Annotated in this window: 16 protein-coding genes; 9 read left to right on the top strand and 7 right to left on the bottom strand. The window is 65.6% G+C overall.

The window, feature by feature from the left end; translation table 11 throughout:
- Positions 1-10: 10 nt before the first annotated feature.
- The 9 genes from mshD to asd all read left to right on the top strand — a co-directional run bounded on the left by mshD (position 11) and on the right by asd (position 9,879).
- A complete protein-coding gene (gene mshD / locus AO716_RS02160) occupies positions 11-982 on the top strand; it encodes a mycothiol synthase (protein WP_055239307.1) in 972 nt (323 codons plus the stop codon).
- Positions 983-1,072: 90 nt separating this feature from the next.
- Positions 1,073-3,298, top strand: coding sequence for an RNA degradosome polyphosphate kinase (locus tag AO716_RS02155; RefSeq protein WP_055239306.1), 2,226 nt, complete (start codon positions 1,073-1,075; stop codon positions 3,296-3,298).
- Entirely contained in the window at positions 3,298-4,347 is a 1,050-nt protein-coding gene (locus tag AO716_RS02150; protein ID WP_082413250.1) for an NUDIX hydrolase, read from the top strand. The genes AO716_RS02155 and AO716_RS02150 overlap by 1 nt, the downstream gene beginning before the upstream one ends.
- Positions 4,348-4,436: 89 nt before the next feature.
- Positions 4,437-4,961 carry a ferritin gene (locus tag AO716_RS02145; RefSeq protein ID WP_055239305.1) on the top strand — a complete coding sequence of 175 codons (525 nt, stop codon included), beginning with the start codon at positions 4,437-4,439 and terminating at the stop codon, positions 4,959-4,961.
- 119 nt (positions 4,962-5,080) lie between these two features.
- Complete coding sequence (locus AO716_RS02140) at positions 5,081-6,832, top strand: hypothetical protein (RefSeq protein ID WP_055239304.1); 1,752 nt, start codon at positions 5,081-5,083, stop codon at positions 6,830-6,832.
- On the top strand, positions 6,829-7,230 hold the full coding sequence (locus AO716_RS02135) for a GntR family transcriptional regulator (RefSeq protein ID WP_055239303.1): 402 nt from the start codon (positions 6,829-6,831) through the stop codon (positions 7,228-7,230). Before AO716_RS02140 ends, AO716_RS02135 begins: the two co-directional genes overlap by 4 nt.
- Positions 7,227-8,033 carry a thymidylate synthase gene (locus tag AO716_RS02130; RefSeq protein WP_055239302.1) on the top strand — a complete coding sequence of 269 codons (807 nt, stop codon included), beginning with the start codon at positions 7,227-7,229 and terminating at the stop codon, positions 8,031-8,033. The genes AO716_RS02135 and AO716_RS02130 overlap by 4 nt, the downstream gene beginning before the upstream one ends.
- A gap of 13 nt (positions 8,034-8,046) precedes the next feature.
- Positions 8,047-8,709: a dihydrofolate reductase gene (locus tag AO716_RS02125; RefSeq protein WP_229780212.1), complete on the top strand. Its 663-nt coding sequence runs from the start codon at positions 8,047-8,049 to the stop codon at positions 8,707-8,709.
- A 24-nt stretch (positions 8,710-8,733) separates the two neighbouring features.
- Positions 8,734-9,879, top strand: a complete 1,146-nt coding sequence (gene asd / locus AO716_RS02120; RefSeq protein WP_055239301.1) for an aspartate-semialdehyde dehydrogenase — start codon at positions 8,734-8,736, stop codon at positions 9,877-9,879.
- Positions 9,880-9,988: 109 nt separating this feature from the next.
- Here asd and AO716_RS02115 read toward each other — a convergent pair whose 3' ends face one another.
- The 7 genes from AO716_RS02115 to AO716_RS02085 form a co-directional block, all read right to left on the bottom strand.
- The gene (locus tag AO716_RS02115) at positions 9,989-11,230 is read right to left on the bottom strand and encodes an MFS transporter (protein ID WP_055239300.1); all 1,242 of its coding nucleotides are present in this window, start codon (positions 11,228-11,230) and stop codon (positions 9,989-9,991) included.
- Positions 11,231-11,260: 30 nt separating this feature from the next.
- On the bottom strand, positions 11,261-11,755 hold the full coding sequence (locus tag AO716_RS02110; RefSeq protein ID WP_055239299.1) for a MarR family winged helix-turn-helix transcriptional regulator: 495 nt from the start codon (positions 11,753-11,755) through the stop codon (positions 11,261-11,263).
- Between the two features lie 130 nt (positions 11,756-11,885).
- On the bottom strand, positions 11,886-12,959 hold the full coding sequence (locus tag AO716_RS02105) for a UDP-N-acetylmuramate dehydrogenase (RefSeq protein WP_055239730.1): 1,074 nt from the start codon (positions 12,957-12,959) through the stop codon (positions 11,886-11,888).
- 5 nt (positions 12,960-12,964) lie between these two features.
- Positions 12,965-13,396, bottom strand: coding sequence for a MaoC family dehydratase (locus AO716_RS02100; RefSeq protein WP_055239298.1), 432 nt, complete (start codon positions 13,394-13,396; stop codon positions 12,965-12,967).
- A 2-nt stretch (positions 13,397-13,398) separates the two neighbouring features.
- Positions 13,399-13,848 carry an FAS1-like dehydratase domain-containing protein gene (locus AO716_RS02095; RefSeq protein WP_055239297.1) on the bottom strand — a complete coding sequence of 150 codons (450 nt, stop codon included), beginning with the start codon at positions 13,846-13,848 and terminating at the stop codon, positions 13,399-13,401.
- Entirely contained in the window at positions 13,845-14,075 is a 231-nt protein-coding gene (locus AO716_RS02090) for a hypothetical protein (protein WP_055239296.1), read from the bottom strand. Before AO716_RS02090 ends, AO716_RS02095 begins: the two co-directional genes overlap by 4 nt.
- Positions 14,076-14,143: 68 nt before the next feature.
- Positions 14,144-15,055: a DUF2797 domain-containing protein gene (locus AO716_RS02085; RefSeq protein ID WP_152969827.1), complete on the bottom strand. Its 912-nt coding sequence runs from the start codon at positions 15,053-15,055 to the stop codon at positions 14,144-14,146.
- Between the last annotated feature and the right edge of the window lie 53 nt (positions 15,056-15,108).

Here is a 15,108-nt window from a genome sequence, read left to right as displayed (position 1 = left end):
GTCTTCTTCAATGAGCGAGAACCCCCTGACCACATGGCCTGTCCTGACTACCCGCGGAACCCCGGAAGCGGCAGCGCTGCGCGGTGTCCTGGAGCTGGCGTCCTCCGCCGCCGAAGCCGACGGCAATCCTCCCCTCTCGGAACAGACCCTGGTGGAGCTGCGCTCCGCCTCAGCCGACCCGGACCTGCTGCGGGTGTATCTCGCGCTCACCCACGACGACGGGTCTGACCCCGCAACCGCACAGGAGCTCGCCGGCGTCGCTGTCCTCACCGCCCAGGCCGGAGACCCGGCAGGTGTGCTGGAACTCGTGGTGCATCCGAACTACCGCAACAAGGGCGTCGGTTCCTCGCTGGCCTCTGCTGTCCGGCAGGACACCGGACTGGAGTTCAAGGCCTGGTCCCACGGCAATCATGAGGCAGCGGTCAAGCTCGCAGCCCGCTTCGGCTACCGGCCGGTGCGCGAACTCTGGCGGATGCGGCTCTCCCACGATGCCCTGGCTGACGGCCTGCCGACCGCAAAGCTGCCCGAAGGTGTGCTGCTGCGTCCGTTCGTGCCGGGACAGGACGAAGATGCCTGGCTTGCTGCCAACGCCGCGGCCTTCGCCCATCACCCCGAGCAGGGGGCAATGACGCGCGCAGACCTCGAAGCGCGCATGGCTGAGGACTGGTTCGACCCCAGCGGTTTCCTGCTTGCCGTACGCGAGTCCGACGGCGAGCTGCTGGGCTTCCACTGGACAAAGGTCCACCCCCGCACCGGTAACCATCCGGCCATCGGGGAGGTTTACGTAGTAGGCGTGACGCCACAGGCACAGGGAAGCGGACTGGGCAAGGCACTGACCCTGGCCGGCATCAACCACCTTCACGAGTCCGGGCTGGACGCAGTCATGCTCTATGTCGACGCTGACAACACTCCCGCAGTTGCCCTGTACCGCAAGCTCGGTTTCGTGCAGTGGGACGTGGACGTGATGTACGCGGCCGAATAGGCACCGGCTGCTTGTAGTGTTGAGGATGATGGCCTTAGCCGCTGCACAGCAGTGGTTCCGGGCCTGCCAGAACTGCCAGGGAGAGACACTATGGATTCCGACACCGTAGCCAGCGCGCGGTCACCCTTCGGTTCGTCCGAGGCGATGCCGGCACCGCGGGCCACGCAGGACCGCATCGACATTCCGGACTTTGGGCCGGCGCTCCTGCCCAGCGGTGACATCACGCCGGAACGTTTCCTTGACCGGGAGATCAGCTGGCTCCACTTCAACGCCCGGGTGCTGGAGCTTGCGGAGGATCCGGATCTCTATCTCCTGGAACGCGTCAACTTCCTCTCGATTTTCGCTTCCAACCTGGACGAGTTCTTCATGGTCAGGGTTGCCGGACTCAAGCGGCGCATTGCCACGGGACTGGCCGTACCCTCCGCGGCCGGCCTCAGCCCGGTGGAACAGCTGGAGCAGATCACCGAAGCGGGCTACCGGCTGCAGCAGCGGCATGCCGAGGTCTTCGCCCGGCAGATCCGCCCGGCGCTGGAGAAGGAGAACATCCATCTGGTTGGCTGGCAGGACCTCGACGACGCGTCCAAGGCCCAGCTGCACCGCCAGTTCGCGGCCAAGGTCTTCCCCATCCTCACGCCGCTGGCTGTGGACCCGGCCCATCCCTTCCCGTACATCTCCGGGCTGTCCCTGAACCTCGCCGTCGTGGTCCGCAATCCCGTGAGCGGCAAGGAGTTCTTCGCCCGGGTGAAGGTTCCGGACCAGCTTCCCCGCCTGATTTCCGTGGATGGCCCCCGCGCGGGGAACATTGCGGGGCGGACAGCCCGGTTCATCCCGCTGGAAGACGTGATTGCCGAGCACCTGGACCAGCTCTTCCCGGGCATGGACGTCATGGAGCATTACACCTTCCGCGTCACCCGCAACGAGGACCTGGAAGTCGAGGAGGACGACGCCGAGAACCTGCTGCAGGCCCTGGAGAAGGAACTGCTGCGCCGCAGGTTCGGGCCGCCCGTGCGCCTGGAAGTCACCCCGGACATCAACCCGAGCATCCGGGAACTGCTGGTGCGTGAGCTCGGTGTGGAGGCAGACGAGGTATACACGCTGCCCGGCCCGCTGGACCTGCGCGGGCTGAGCCCGATCAGCCAGATTGACCGGCCGGATCTCCACTACCCCAAGCAGGTGCCGCACACTTCCCTTCACCTGAAGGAATCCGAAACCTCCAAGCCTGCGGATGTCTTCGCTGCCATGCGCCGCCGGGACATCCTGCTGCACCACCCCTACGATTCGTTCTCCACCTCGGTCCAGGCGTTCCTGGAGCAGGCAGCGGCTGATCCCCGCGTACAGGCGATCAAGCAGACTCTGTACCGGACCTCGGGCGACTCCCCCATTGTCGATGCCCTGATTGACGCCGCCGAGTCCGGCAAGCAGGTCCTTGCCCTGGTTGAAATCAAGGCCCGCTTCGACGAGCAGGCCAACATCTCCTGGGCCCGGAAGCTGGAGCAGGCGGGTGTCCACGTGGTCTACGGCATCGTGGGACTCAAGACGCACTGCAAGCTGTCCCTCGTGGTGCGGCAGGAGGTTGACGGGCTTCGGCGCTACTGCCACATCGGCACCGGCAACTACCATCCGCGCACCGCCCGCTACTACGAGGACCTGGGCCTGCTGACGGCGAACGAAAAGGTGGGCGAAGACCTGACCAAGCTGTTCAACCAGCTCTCCGGGTACGCCCCGAAATCAACGTTCAAGCGGCTCCTGGTGGCGCCGCGTTCCGTGCGCTCCGGCCTCATCGACCGGATTGAACGGGAGATCGCCAACAAGAAGGCGGGACTGGACGCCCGGGTGATCATCAAAGTCAACTCCATGGTGGACGAGGCGATCATTGATTCCCTTTACCGCGCCTCGCAGGCAGGGGTGCGCGTGGACGTGATTGTGCGCGGCATCTGTTCCGTGCGTCCCGGGGTACCCGGCCTCAGCGAGAACATCACCGTACGTTCGATCCTGGGCCGGTTCCTGGAACACTCGCGGGTCTTCGCCTTCGCCAACGGGGGCGATCCCGTGGTGTACATCGGCTCAGCGGACATGATGCACCGCAATCTGGACCGCCGTGTTGAAGCGCTGGTCCAGCTGGGTTCCACGGACGACATAGCGGATCTGATTGAGCTCATGGACCGCTACCTGGATCCCAAGACAGCCAGCTGGCATCTGGACGCCGACGGTATCTGGACCCGGCATCACAAGGACGAGGACGGCAGCCCGCTTGAGGACGTGCAGTCCTGGCTGCTCGCCTCCCGCTCGCGCCTGCGCGCCCTGGCACGCCGCTGATGCAGGGGACAGAGAAGAGCGGCGGCGAACAGCCGGATCTGGAGGTTCCCGGGGACGGCCGGGATGCCCCCGCGGAAACCGCCGCACTGCTGCTTGGCGAACGTGAAATCGCCCTCGATCTCACCGGCGAACCAAAGGTCATCGCGGCCGGTGCGCTGTGCTGGCGGGTCCGTGCCGAGCAGCTTGAAGTACTGCTCATCCATCGCCCCCGCTACGGCGACTGGTCCTGGCCGAAGGGAAAACTCGACTCCGGGGAGACCATTCCCGAGTGCGCGGTGCGGGAAGTCATGGAAGAGGTGGGCCTGGAGATCCGGCTGGGTATTGCCCTCCCGGAAACCCGTTATCCGGTTGCTTCCGGGCTGAAGTCGGTCCACTACTGGGCAGCGCATGTAAGCACTGCCAAGCCTCGTCCGGACGGCAAGGAGGTGGACGGTGTCCGGTGGTGTTCCCCGGAAGAAGCGGCGTCCCTCCTCACCAACCCCACGGACCGGCTGCCGCTGGAAGCACTCGCCGTCGCGCATGAAGCCGGGGACCTGGACACCTGGCCCCTGATCATCGTGCGGCATGCAAAAGCCAAGCCGCGCTCCTCCTGGGCACGTGCAGAAGGTGACCGCCCTCTGGCCGCCACCGGGCAGCGTCAGGCCAAGGCCGTGGCGCGCCTGCTGCAGGCCTGGCATCCGGACCGGGTGGTATCCAGTCCGTGGCTGAGGTGCGTCCAGACCATGGGCCCCTACGTGAATGCCCGCAAACCCAAGTTCAAGACAGTCGATGCCCTTACCGAGCACAACGCCAAGCGGAAACCCGGCAAGGCCCGGCTGGCGGTGGACAACCTGTTTGAGAAAGCACGGCCGGTGGCGCTCTGCACCCATCGGCCGGTGCTCCCCCTCGTCTTCGAGGTCCTCTCGCAGCAGATGACGAATTCAATGTCCTCCCTTCTTCCGGAGAAGGATCCGTATCTGGCGCCCGGGGAAATGATCATCTGCCAGGTGAGCAGGCGAAACCCGCGCCGGATAGTCTCCCTGGAGCGCTACCGCCCGTTCGACGACTAGCTTTGGGGTGAGCTGAGCTGAGCCAACCCTTAGCGAGCTAAGCCTATCCGTCCTTTCTTTGCGCAGGTCAGCGGGCATATTGTGAGACCATGAGCAAATTCACGGATCTTCTGGAAGCCCAGATCGGGAACGAATTCAACGCTTCGCAGCAGTACGTGGCCATGGCCGTGTACTTCGACGGCGAAGACCTTCCGCAGCTGGCCCGCCACTTCTACGCCCAGTCAGTGGAAGAGCGGAACCACGCCATGATGCTGGTGCAGTACATGCTGGACCGGGACCTGCCCGTCCGCATTCCCGGCGTGGACCCCGTAAAGAACGACTTCAGTGACGTGGTGGAGCCGATCGCACTGGCCCTGGACCAGGAGAAGCAGGTCACCTCGCAGATTGAAGCGCTCTTCGCGGCAGCCCGCGAAGAAGGCGACGCCCTGGGTGAACAGTTCATGCTCTGGTTCCTGAAGGAACAGGTCGAGGAAGTTGCCTCGATGAGCACGCTGCTGACCGTCGCCCGCCGTGCCGACAACCTGTTCGATCTGGAGAACTTCATGGCGCGCGAGCGGGTTGGTGACGGCGGCGACGACGCCGGCGCTCCCGAGGCTGCCGGCGGCGCCCTCTAACCCCTGAGAGGCCAGTTGCGGCTGGTTTCAGCCTTCAGAAGAGCCGCAACTGACCTCTCGACGGACCAGGGCGGGGGGTTGACGGAGAAAGTTATGTACCAGAGACTTGGCACAATCTTTTGTCCATCGTTTCGGGGGATCCCATGGCTGCAGCCGCTCTATCGGTTTTCGGCACAATCACGTTCTGCGCGGTAATCGTCGCTTTTTTGGTCCTCACGGTGCGGCCAAAACCCGGCACGGATCCACGGACCATTACCGAAGCAGCGCAGAAGTATGCCCGCCGGATTGGGATGGTGGCCCTGGGCACGGCTCTGTGGTTTCCGGGGGTTCTGCAGCCGGTGCTCCGGGAAACCGGCGGCGAACTCTGGTGGGACGGACACTATGCCTTTTCCTCCGCCCTGGTGCAGCTGGGAGCTCCCACAGTCTTCGCCCTGGCGGTGCTGGCCGTCGGAGAAATCACGTGGCCGCGGCCGCGGGGAACCGTCCGCACTGCGCGGCTGGAGCACCGCGGAGCCCGCGCGCTGATCCCCCGCTACATGACAGGCATCGCCGGCGCCTTCCTGGCCTACAACCTGCTCATCCTGGCGACGACGCTGGCCCGTGATCCCGGATCCGCTTCCGCGCAGCACCTTCTGACAGGCTGGGCGCCCTGGCTCTTGGTCACCGTGGCCGCGGTTGCCGGGGTCCTCAAACTCATCTCCGTGCGGCCTGCCGTTCCGGGCACGGCCCCGGAAGCCGACGCCGCACTCCGCCTGGCCTCGGCCCACCGGGTAATGCGCACAGCGGCCGGCATCCTGATCATGCTGGCCTGGTCCGGAGGCGTCTTTCTCTCCAACTATCCGAACCCTCCCGGGCTCAGCGCAGGCGGCGAGGCACTTCGGTATGTGTCTCTCTGGATTGTCTTTGCCGGCATTCTGGCTCTGCTGGTCCGGGCGCCCCGGGTTCCCCTGCCGGAGCCGTCCACCACGGACGCCGAAGTTTCTGCTCCATCCAGGCTCGCTGTAAAGTCGATGGCTACCAGCCTGCGCCTGAGCATTGCCGGTCCCGTAGCTGCGGCAGCAGCCGGTGCGGGCGTGCTTGCCCTGAGCTGGGGCCATCGAATGGCAGCTCCCCTGGCACTGGCGGCCGCCGCTGTGCTCTTCACCGTGCTCTGCCTCGGAACGGAAATCATTCATGCCCGCCGGATCCGGCAGCACACCCCCGGCAACGAACAGCCCGGCCCGGATGCGCAGAACTTCCTCCGGCCGCCTCGCTGGCTCGGCTGGACCGGAACGGTTGCCGCAGCGCTGAGCCTCGCGGTCCTTCTGGGAACGGCGATGCTCGGACCGTCAGTGGACCGGGCGGCGTGGCAGTACGCCCGGGACATCGCCAGCCGCCCGGATCCATCCGGAGGACTCGGTGCCGTCCAGGAAGCCAGTCCGGTTATTGCCCCGGAGCCCTTTTTCGACTGGCGGTTCGCGCTGACCATTGCGCTGCTGGTCCTCCTCCTGCCGCTGCTGACAGATCTGGTGTCCCGGAAGGTGCTTTTCCGGCCGGCTCTGCCTGCAGACCGTGACGTTGACCTTCGTCTGCGCCGGGTTGCCCTGTTCCGGCTGACCCGCGCCAGCACTGCCACGTGCCTCGCCGCTGCGGGCCTGGTCTTCTGGGACTTGTCCTCTGACAACCGCTGGGCCAGAACCTACAACGGGGACATCGACCTCCAGCCGCCGCTGACCTGGCTCACTCCGCTCGTTCAGCAGACCAATGCTTTGTCCTCCCTGCTGCTGCTCGCTGCGATCGTCGTCGCATGGCGCCAGTTCGGCCCGTCCCATTTCCCGGATGATCCCCGCTACACGGAGCAGGCGGACCTTCCTCCGGCGCAGCGGGCATGAGCGCCCAGATCCGGGTCGACCTGGCCTCCCCTGTACCTCCCTACGAGCAGATCCGTTCACAGGTGAGCACGCTTGCGTCCACCGGCACCCTTGCGGTGGGAGACCGGCTGCCCACCATCCGCATGCTGGCCGCTGACCTTGGTGTAGCCCCGGGGACGGTGGCCCGGGCCTACAAGGAACTCGAAGCCGAGGGAACCGTCACCGCCCTGCGCCGCCGAGGCACGGTCATAGCGCAGCGCGCTGCCCCGCCCGCCGCCGAACCGGATGCTGCTCCGGACGAGGTACGCGCCGCCGTCGGGCAGCTTGCCGAAACTGCACGCAGGCACGGACTCAGCGACGCCGTTGTGCACAGCCTGCTGGCTTCAGCCCTGGCCCGCCCCACTAGACTGGAGCCGTGACCACGATTCCCACACCGTACGAAGACCTGCTCCGCGACATCCTGGCGCACGGCACCCCAAAATCCGACCGCACGGGCACCGGAACGCGCAGTGTCTTCGGCCGGCAGATGCGCTTTGACCTCAGCGAATCCTTCCCGCTGATCACCACCAAGCGGGTGCATTTCAAGTCCGTTGCCCTGGAGCTGCTGTGGTTCCTGCGCGGGGAGTCGAATGTGCGCTGGCTGCAGGAACGCGGCGTCACCATCTGGGACGAATGGGCGGACGACGACGGCGAGCTGGGCCCGGTTTACGGCGTCCAGTGGCGCTCCTGGCCTACTCCGGACGGGGGCCAGATCGACCAGATTGCCAAGCTCATCGATGGCCTGAAGAACAACCCGGACTCTCGGCGTCACATCGTCACGGCCTGGAACCCCGCAGAGGTAGAGAACATGGCCCTGCCGCCCTGCCACGCCATGTTCCAGTTCTACGTGGCGGACGGCAAACTCTCCTGCCAGCTCTACCAGCGTTCGGCGGACACCTTCCTGGGCGTCCCGTTCAACATCGCTTCCTACGCGCTGCTCACACTGATGGTGGCGCAGCAGGTGGGCCTGGAGCCGGGCGAGTTCGTCTGGACCGGCGGCGACGTGCATATCTACGACAACCACCTGGACCAGGTCACAGAACAGCTGTCCCGCTCGCCGTTCCCGTATCCTAAACTGCGGCTGAGGCGGAAGCCTGACAGCATCTTCGACTACGAGCTTGATGACTTCGAGGTCCTGGACTACCAGCACCACCCCGGCATCAAGGCACCTATCGCCGTGTGAAAGGGCACCCGTCTTGACTGAATCGAACAGGTTCGCAGATTCAACCCGCTATTACCCCGTCGGCCGCGCCGGCGAAGAGGGGCTGGAACTCGACGACGCCCTGGCAGCCCGGGGCTACGGGAACACCGGCGTGCCGCTCGTTGGAATGATCTGGGCGCAGACCACCGACGGCGTGATCGGCAAGGACGGCGGTATGCCCTGGCACCTGCCGGAGGACCTTGCCCATTTCAAAGCCAGCACGCTTGGCCACCCCGTCATCATGGGCCGGCGCACCTGGGAGTCCTTCCCGGAGGCGTTCCGGCCACTGCCTGGCCGCAAGAACATCGTGATCTCCTCCCGCGAGGGTCTGGCCGCCGAGCTGGAACCGACGGGCGCCGTCGTCGTGCCGTCCCTGGAAGCTGCGCTGGAAGCCGCTGAAGGCAGTGAGGGCAGCAGCCGAATCTGGGTCGTTGGAGGATCGCAGGTGTATGCCGCGGCCGAACCGCTGGCAGACATTGCGGTTGTCACAGTGATCAATACCGAGACCGAGGGCGACAGCTATGCCCCTCATCTTGGGTCAGACTGGACGTTCAGCGGCGTCAGCCCTGCCCAGGACTGGTACACGTCCGCGAACGGCCTGCAGTACCGGTTCGCACTGTGGACCCGGAACCGGAACGTAACCGAGCAGGACGGCTGAGAGCGGCTGCCCTAGACTGAAGGCATGACTTCAGCAGCTTCTTCTGTTCCCACCGCGGGCTTCGTCGGCTGGCGGGGCATGGTCGGTTCCGTCCTGATGCAGCGCATGCAGGACGAAGGCGATTTCGACCTGATCAACCCCGTCTTCTTCTCAACCTCCAACGCGGGCGGCGCAGCGCCGTCCTTCGCTGAAGGTGCCGGCGCCCTGCAGGACGCCTATGACATTGAGACGCTGGCCAAGCTGCCGATTATTGTCACCACCCAGGGCGGCGACTACACCTCCGAGGTCTACCCCAAGCTGCGCGACGCCGGCTGGGACGGCCTGTGGATCGATGCTGCGTCGACGCTGCGCATGGATGACAGCGCCATCATCGTGCTGGACCCGGTCAACCGGGACGTCATCGACGCCGGCCTGGCCCGCGGCGTGAAGAACTTCGTGGGCGGCAACTGCACCGTGTCCTGCATGCTCATGGGCCTGGGCGGATTGTTCCGCAACGGCCTCGTTGAGTGGGGCACGTCCATGACCTACCAGGCAGCCTCCGGCGGCGGCGCCCGGCACATGCGCGAACTGCTCAACCAGTTCGGCGCGCTGAACTCCGCCGTGGCTTCGAACCTGGCCGATCCGGCGTCGGCCATCCTGGAAATCGACCGCGCAGTGCTGGCCCAGCAGAAGGATCCGTCCATGGATTCCTCCCAGTTCGGCGTACCGCTGGCCGGCTCCGTGATTCCGTGGATCGACGCCGACCTGGGCAACGGGCAGTCCAAGGAAGAGTGGAAGGGCGGCGCGGAGACCAACAAGATCCTCGGCCGCCACACCGTTGACGCGGCCCGCATCCCCTTCGACGGTCTCTGCGTCCGTATCGGCGCCATGCGCTCACATTCCCAGGCACTGACCCTGAAGCTCACCGAGGATCTGTCCGTCGCAGAGATCGAGCGGATCATCGACGCAGACAACGAGTGGGCCAAGGTGGTTCCGAATACCAAGGAAGCCACCATGGAGCAGCTCACCCCCGTGGCCGTGACCGGCACGCTGGATATCCCCGTGGGCCGTATCCGCAAGCTCGAAATGGGCCCGGAGTACATCAGCGCGTTCACCATCGGCGACCAGCTGCTCTGGGGTGCAGCCGAGCCGCTGCGCCGGATGCTGCGCATCGCGACCGGCAACCTCTAGGTTCCAGCTTCCCCTCATCGAGAGGCCAGTTGCAGCTCTTTTCACGCCTGGAAAGAGCCGTAAGTGGCCTCTCGCTGGTTGGGGGGACGGACGTCCCCACGGCGGCGCGCTAGTCGGCGCCGACGGCCGCAGCTTCCTCCGGTACCGCGTGCGGTTCCGGATCGCCGGCACCGCCGCGCAGGAGCAGCAGTCCCGCAGCTACGGCACAGCAGATGGCTCCGACCCAGAACGGTGCGCGCATACCCAGCCACTGCGCGATGTGGCCCACCAGGATGGCCGAGACAGCTCCGCCGAACCAGCGCAGGAAGTTGTAGCCGGCGCTGTTCACCGCTCGCGGTCCCGTACCCGAGCTCATCGCGGTGCCGGTGAAAAGGGTGTTCAGGATGCCGGAGAAGATGCCTGAGACAACGATCCCGATCACCACCACGGTCTTGTTTCCGGCAGCCATGCCCAGCAGCACCAGTGCGTAGATGAGCACCGTAATCACCGCTCCCCCGCGCTCACCGAACCAGCCGGCCACCTTCGGTGCCAGCACCACTGATGAGACCGCCACGCACAGGCCCCAGCCGAAGAAGACAAAGCCAACGAAGAAGGCACCTTCTTCCAGCACAAACGGCGACCAGGCAATAATCGAGAAGAACGCAGCGGTGTAGAACGCCGAACCGAGGGATGTCATCAGCAGGTTCCGGTTGCGCAGCGCCAGGATCGGATCAACCAGGCGGATTTTCTGCCGCTGCGTCCTGCCTTTGTCCTTGGCCAGCATGGCTGAGCACAGGATCACGCCGATGGCCATCAGCACGGCCGTTCCGGCGAACGGACCGCGCCAGGAGATGGTGCCCAGGGCAGCGCCCAGAAGCGGCCCTACAGCGAGGCCGACACCCAGTGCTGCCTCATACAGCAAGATGGCTCCGGCCTGTCCGCCGGCTGCGGCGCCAACGATGACAGAGAGTGCCGTGGCGATGAAGAAGGCGTTGCCCAGCCCCCAGACTGCCCTCAGCCACACGAGTGTCTCAATGCTGTTCGCCAGAGAGCAGGCCCCTGCAGCGAGCACAATGAGCACAAGCCCGGCCACAAGCGTGCGCTTGGCGCCGAAGCGGTAGGACATCACGCCGGTCAGCAGCATGGCGAGGACCTGGACGCCTAGATAGGAGCCGAAAAGGAGGGTGGTTTCCGTGGGGGACGCACCCAGGTCCTCGGTGATGGTGTTCAGAATCGGGTCAACCAGGCCAATGCCCATAAACGCGATTACTGCGGCGAATGCCGTGACCCAGACAGTTTTCGGCTGTCCGCTCAGCGCATCCGCGAGCCGTGGATGTGCGGGAGCCTCCCGCACGGCTGCAGCTTTAGTCATTGGTTGTGGTGCCTTTCGGAGAATGTCTTTTTAGTCGGCGGCGGGGGCGCCGGCAGTATTTCGGGCCTCGGGATCCGGGGTGTTTTCGGGGGCAGGCCCCATGGACAGGAGCCGTTCAACAGCCGGCAACGCGTCCTGAAGCAGCCTGCGGTCCTGGGCCGGAAGCCGTTCCAGCAGCAGCGCAAAAGAATGGTTGCGGCGCTCCACGAGCTGGTCTACCTGGCGGCGGCCCTTCGCGGTCAGGTCAATGACGACGGCCCGCCGGTCAGCGGGGTCGGCCCGACGTTCCACCAGGCCCAGTTTGACGAGGCCGTTCACCACGGAGGTGGCCGAGGGCAGCTGAACGCCTTCGAGGGCCGCGAGCTCTCCCATGCGCAGCGGACCTCTGTCTACGAGCGTGGCCATAGCCGAGGACTGGGAGCCCGTCAGGTCCCAGCCCGGGATGCGGCGGCGGCTGAGGTGGTAGAGCCGGGGCAGCATGGGGCGCAGCTGCCGGGACAGTTGCAGGGAGTCATCGAAACTCATAGTTAAAGATTCTAAGTATTAGAATCCCTAAGCACAATCCTGCCCGTATCCGGACACCCCGAAATGACAGAAACTGCCCGTTTGGAGCTCCAGACGGGCAGTTTCTGTAATCTCGGTGGTTAGGCGGCTGCTACAGCGCGCAGTTGATCAGCAGCGGCTCCGGCCGGAGCCGGATTCCAAAAGCCTGCTCGACGCCGTCGGCCACCGCCCGTGCCACGGCCAGCAGGTCCTCTGCCGAGGCCGACCCGCGGTTGGTGACTGCAAGGGTGTGCTTTGAAGACAGTGAAGCCCGGCCTCCGGCGAGGCCGGCACCTGCTGTTCCGGGAAGTCCGAAGCCCTTGGTAAACCCGGCATGCTCAATCAGCCAGGCAGCGCTGAGCTTGACCATCCCCGGTTCGGCAACCGGATAGCGCGGAGCGTCTGCAGGCAGCCGGTCGGCATCCGGGGCGGGAAGGATTGGGTTGGTGAAAAACGATCCGGTGCTGAAAGTGTCAGGGTCCTCCGGGTTCAGGACCATGCCCTTCCCGGCCCGCAGGCGGAGCACTTCACGCCGGACGTCGGCGGTGTCGGCGCTCTCTCCCACTTCGACGCCAAGTGCCCGGGCGAGTTCGGCGTACCGCACCGGCGCGCTGGCACTTCCCCGGGCCAGGGCGAACTGAACGGACAGGACTACGTAGCGCGGCGAGCCGTTAACCGTGGTGCGCTTGAGCAGTGAATCCCGGTACCCGAACTCCAGCTCGGCGGCACCAAAACGCCGCCGCTCCCGGGCGTGCCGGTCCCAGGCCAGCACGGAGACGATGCTGTGCGAGACGTCGGACCCGTAGGCACCCACGTTCTGCACCGGCGTCGCACCCGCCAGCCCCGGTATTCCGGAGAGAGCCTCCAAGCCTGAGTAGCCTTCAGCAACGGTAGTCGCCACCAGCTCGTCCCAGGGATGTCCGGCCTGGACATCAACGACGGCGGTGCCGCCTTCTCCGGTCCGGAACTCAATGCCGCGGTTACCCACGTGTACAACGGCGCCGTCGAAGCCCGCGTCGGAAATAAGGAGGTTTGATCCTCCGCCGACAATCAGCAGCGGTTCGGATGCTTCATCGGCTGCCCGGACCATGGAGATGAGCTCATCCGGGGTCTCAGCGTTAAGGTAGCGGCGGGCAGGTCCGCCCACCCGTGAGGTAGTTAGCGATGCAAGCTGCATCGAGGTCAGCGCGCTCACCAGGCCCGTACAACCGCCTGTGCTTTGACCAGCACCTTCTGACCGTTGAACGTGACCGTCAGGTCGATCCGCGCGGTTGAGTTGTCGGGGTCCAGGGCGCCCACGGTGCCGGTGATTTCGACGACGGCACCGGGCGCGTCATCGACGTCCTCCACGGTGACGGGCCGGGTAAAGCGGGTCTGGTAGTCCAGGACGGCCCCTGGATCCCCGATCCAGTCGGTGACCAGCTGGACGGCGGCACCCATGGTGAACATGCCGTGTGCAATGACGCCGGGCAGCTCAACGGACCGGGCAAACCGTTCGTTCCAGTGGATCGGGTTGAAGTCTCCGGAAGCACCGGCGTAGCGGACCAGGTCCGCCCGGCTGATTTCAACAGTGGTGCGGCCTATTTCCTGGCCGGCAACAAGTTCGCTGAGTGCAATGGACACGGTTACTGGCCCTCTCCGCGGACGAGAATGGATGAGAGAGTGGTGGCGACTTTTTCTCCCTCGACGGTGGTTATTTCGGCGCGGGTGGTGATGAGTGCGCCGTCGCCCATCGCCCGGATGCTGTCCACGTGGAGCTCCGCAAGAAGCTCATCTCCGGCCACAATCGGCCGGTGGTGGGTGAACCGCTGGTCAGCGTGGACCACACGGGAAAAGTCGATGCGGGCTTCGGGATCATTGATCAGCTGCGCGTCGGCGCGCTGCGCCACAATGATCGCAAAGGTCGGCGGAGCAACGACGTCGGAGTAGCCGAGCTTTTCCGCCGCCGTGGTGTCGAAGTGTGCGGGGTGGGTCGCTTTCACGGCCAGGGCGAACTCACGGATCTTCTCCCGGCCCACCTGGTACGGCTCAGTGGCCGGGTACCGGCGGCCCTGCAATTCAGTGTTGATGCTCATTGGTTGTCCTTCATCCGGCGTTTGGCGTCGCGGGCTCGCACCACCATACCGCTCAGGTGTGCGCTCATGCCCACGACGATCACCGGCAGCGCCAGGTACATGATGATCTGCTGGTTGGTCACGGCTCCCAGAAGGACCATCAGGATTCCCGCGCCCGTCACCGACAGGGCGATGACAACCAGGCGGCGGTAGAGCGGAGAACCGGTTTCCCAGGGGGTGTTAAGCATGGCTTCAGAATACAGTCGGGGCACCTGACCCGCCGAAACGGCCAAGCCAGGCGCAGGGGAACCACAGGTCAGAAGAGCGGCTCCTGGAGGGCCGGAAGACTGGTCGAGTAGTCGCCCAGTTCCAGCCGCTGCCCCTTCAGCGAGGTGAGATCGGCGAGGAAGTCGAGCCCGGCGTCGTCTGTGCCTGCGAGCGCCGTGCTGCCGAGTACGCCGCGCAGAACCAGCCCGTGTTCTCCCGCCGTGAGCGGAAGGGGATACACCCCCGCCCCGTAGTTCTGCAGCACTGCATCGAACTCCCGGGGACGGCCCCAGGATTCCTTCACCACTTCAAAACCGTCCTGTCCAAGATCAAACAGCACGGTACGGGCGGCATCGGCGTGGCCGGCGTTGATGGCCTCGAGGGTCGCGGAGGGCAGCGGCGCGGACAGGGCAGCGCACTTGTGGCCGGAACGCACCGCCTGGGTAAGTCCCAGTGCCGAGGAGAGAGTGTCTTCCAGGACCCGGACGCGGATTCCGTTGTCTGCGCGGGCCACATACTGGGCGGCCAGGGCACCCTGCTCGGTCAGCCGCAGGACCTTCCGCCGGTCCGCTGCGGTGCCGACCTTCGTGGTGCCGTCCGCAAACGTGGCGATGTAGAGCCACTGCGGGCGGGCAAGGAAGCTGCGAAGTCCGGCCGGCAGGTCACCTCCGCGGTGGCTGTTGTGAACCAGCCTTCCCTCGTCCTGGAAGAAGCAGCGCCGGCACTGGTAGCCGCGTTCGGCGCAGGCCTGGTCAGGACAGGGGTGGGACGTGCGGCCGTCTTCCCGGACCAGTTCATAGCCCAGGCAGTAGCGCCGGGCTTCGGAACGGTTCCTGAAACGCAGCTCCGTTCCCGGGGCGAGGCGGAGGAACGCTGCTGCTCCCCCGGGTTCGGCCAGGCGCAGGAATGCACCGTCGCCGTCCCAGGCGGTGCCGCCGCACAGAAAGAAGGAACTGGTCATGCTGCGGAGGCCTCCAGGGTGCGGTACGGGTTCCATTTCACGGTACCGCACCC

This window comes from Arthrobacter sp. Edens01, from assembly GCF_001307035.1.
Taxonomy (GTDB): domain Bacteria; phylum Actinomycetota; class Actinomycetes; order Actinomycetales; family Micrococcaceae; genus Arthrobacter_B.
The sequence above is the reverse complement of the archived record's forward strand: the minus strand, read 5'-3'. Positions and strand labels throughout refer to the sequence as shown.

Bases quoted from the DNA above. Each gene is read 5' to 3' on its own strand.
- AO716_RS02095 (WP_055239297.1), bottom strand. From the start codon at position 13,848: ATGAGCATCAACACTGAATTGCAGGGCCGCCGGTACCCGGCCACTGAG.
- AO716_RS02155 (WP_055239306.1), top strand. From the start codon at position 1,073: ATGGATTCCGACACCGTAGCCAGCGCGCGGTCACCCTTCGGTTCGTCC.
- AO716_RS02135 (WP_055239303.1), top strand. From the start codon at position 6,829: ATGAGCGCCCAGATCCGGGTCGACCTGGCCTCCCCTGTACCTCCCTAC.
- asd (WP_055239301.1), top strand. From the start codon at position 8,734: ATGACTTCAGCAGCTTCTTCTGTTCCCACCGCGGGCTTCGTCGGCTGG.
- AO716_RS02110 (WP_055239299.1), bottom strand. From the start codon at position 11,755: ATGAGTTTCGATGACTCCCTGCAACTGTCCCGGCAGCTGCGCCCCATG.
- AO716_RS02090 (WP_055239296.1), bottom strand. From the start codon at position 14,075: ATGCTTAACACCCCCTGGGAAACCGGTTCTCCGCTCTACCGCCGCCTG.
- AO716_RS02115 (WP_055239300.1), bottom strand. From the start codon at position 11,230: ATGACTAAAGCTGCAGCCGTGCGGGAGGCTCCCGCACATCCACGGCTC.
- AO716_RS02150 (WP_082413250.1), top strand. From the start codon at position 3,298: ATGCAGGGGACAGAGAAGAGCGGCGGCGAACAGCCGGATCTGGAGGTT.
- AO716_RS02085 (WP_152969827.1), bottom strand. From the start codon at position 15,055: ATGACCAGTTCCTTCTTTCTGTGCGGCGGCACCGCCTGGGACGGCGAC.
- AO716_RS02145 (WP_055239305.1), top strand. From the start codon at position 4,437: ATGAGCAAATTCACGGATCTTCTGGAAGCCCAGATCGGGAACGAATTC.
- mshD (WP_055239307.1), top strand. From the start codon at position 11: ATGAGCGAGAACCCCCTGACCACATGGCCTGTCCTGACTACCCGCGGA.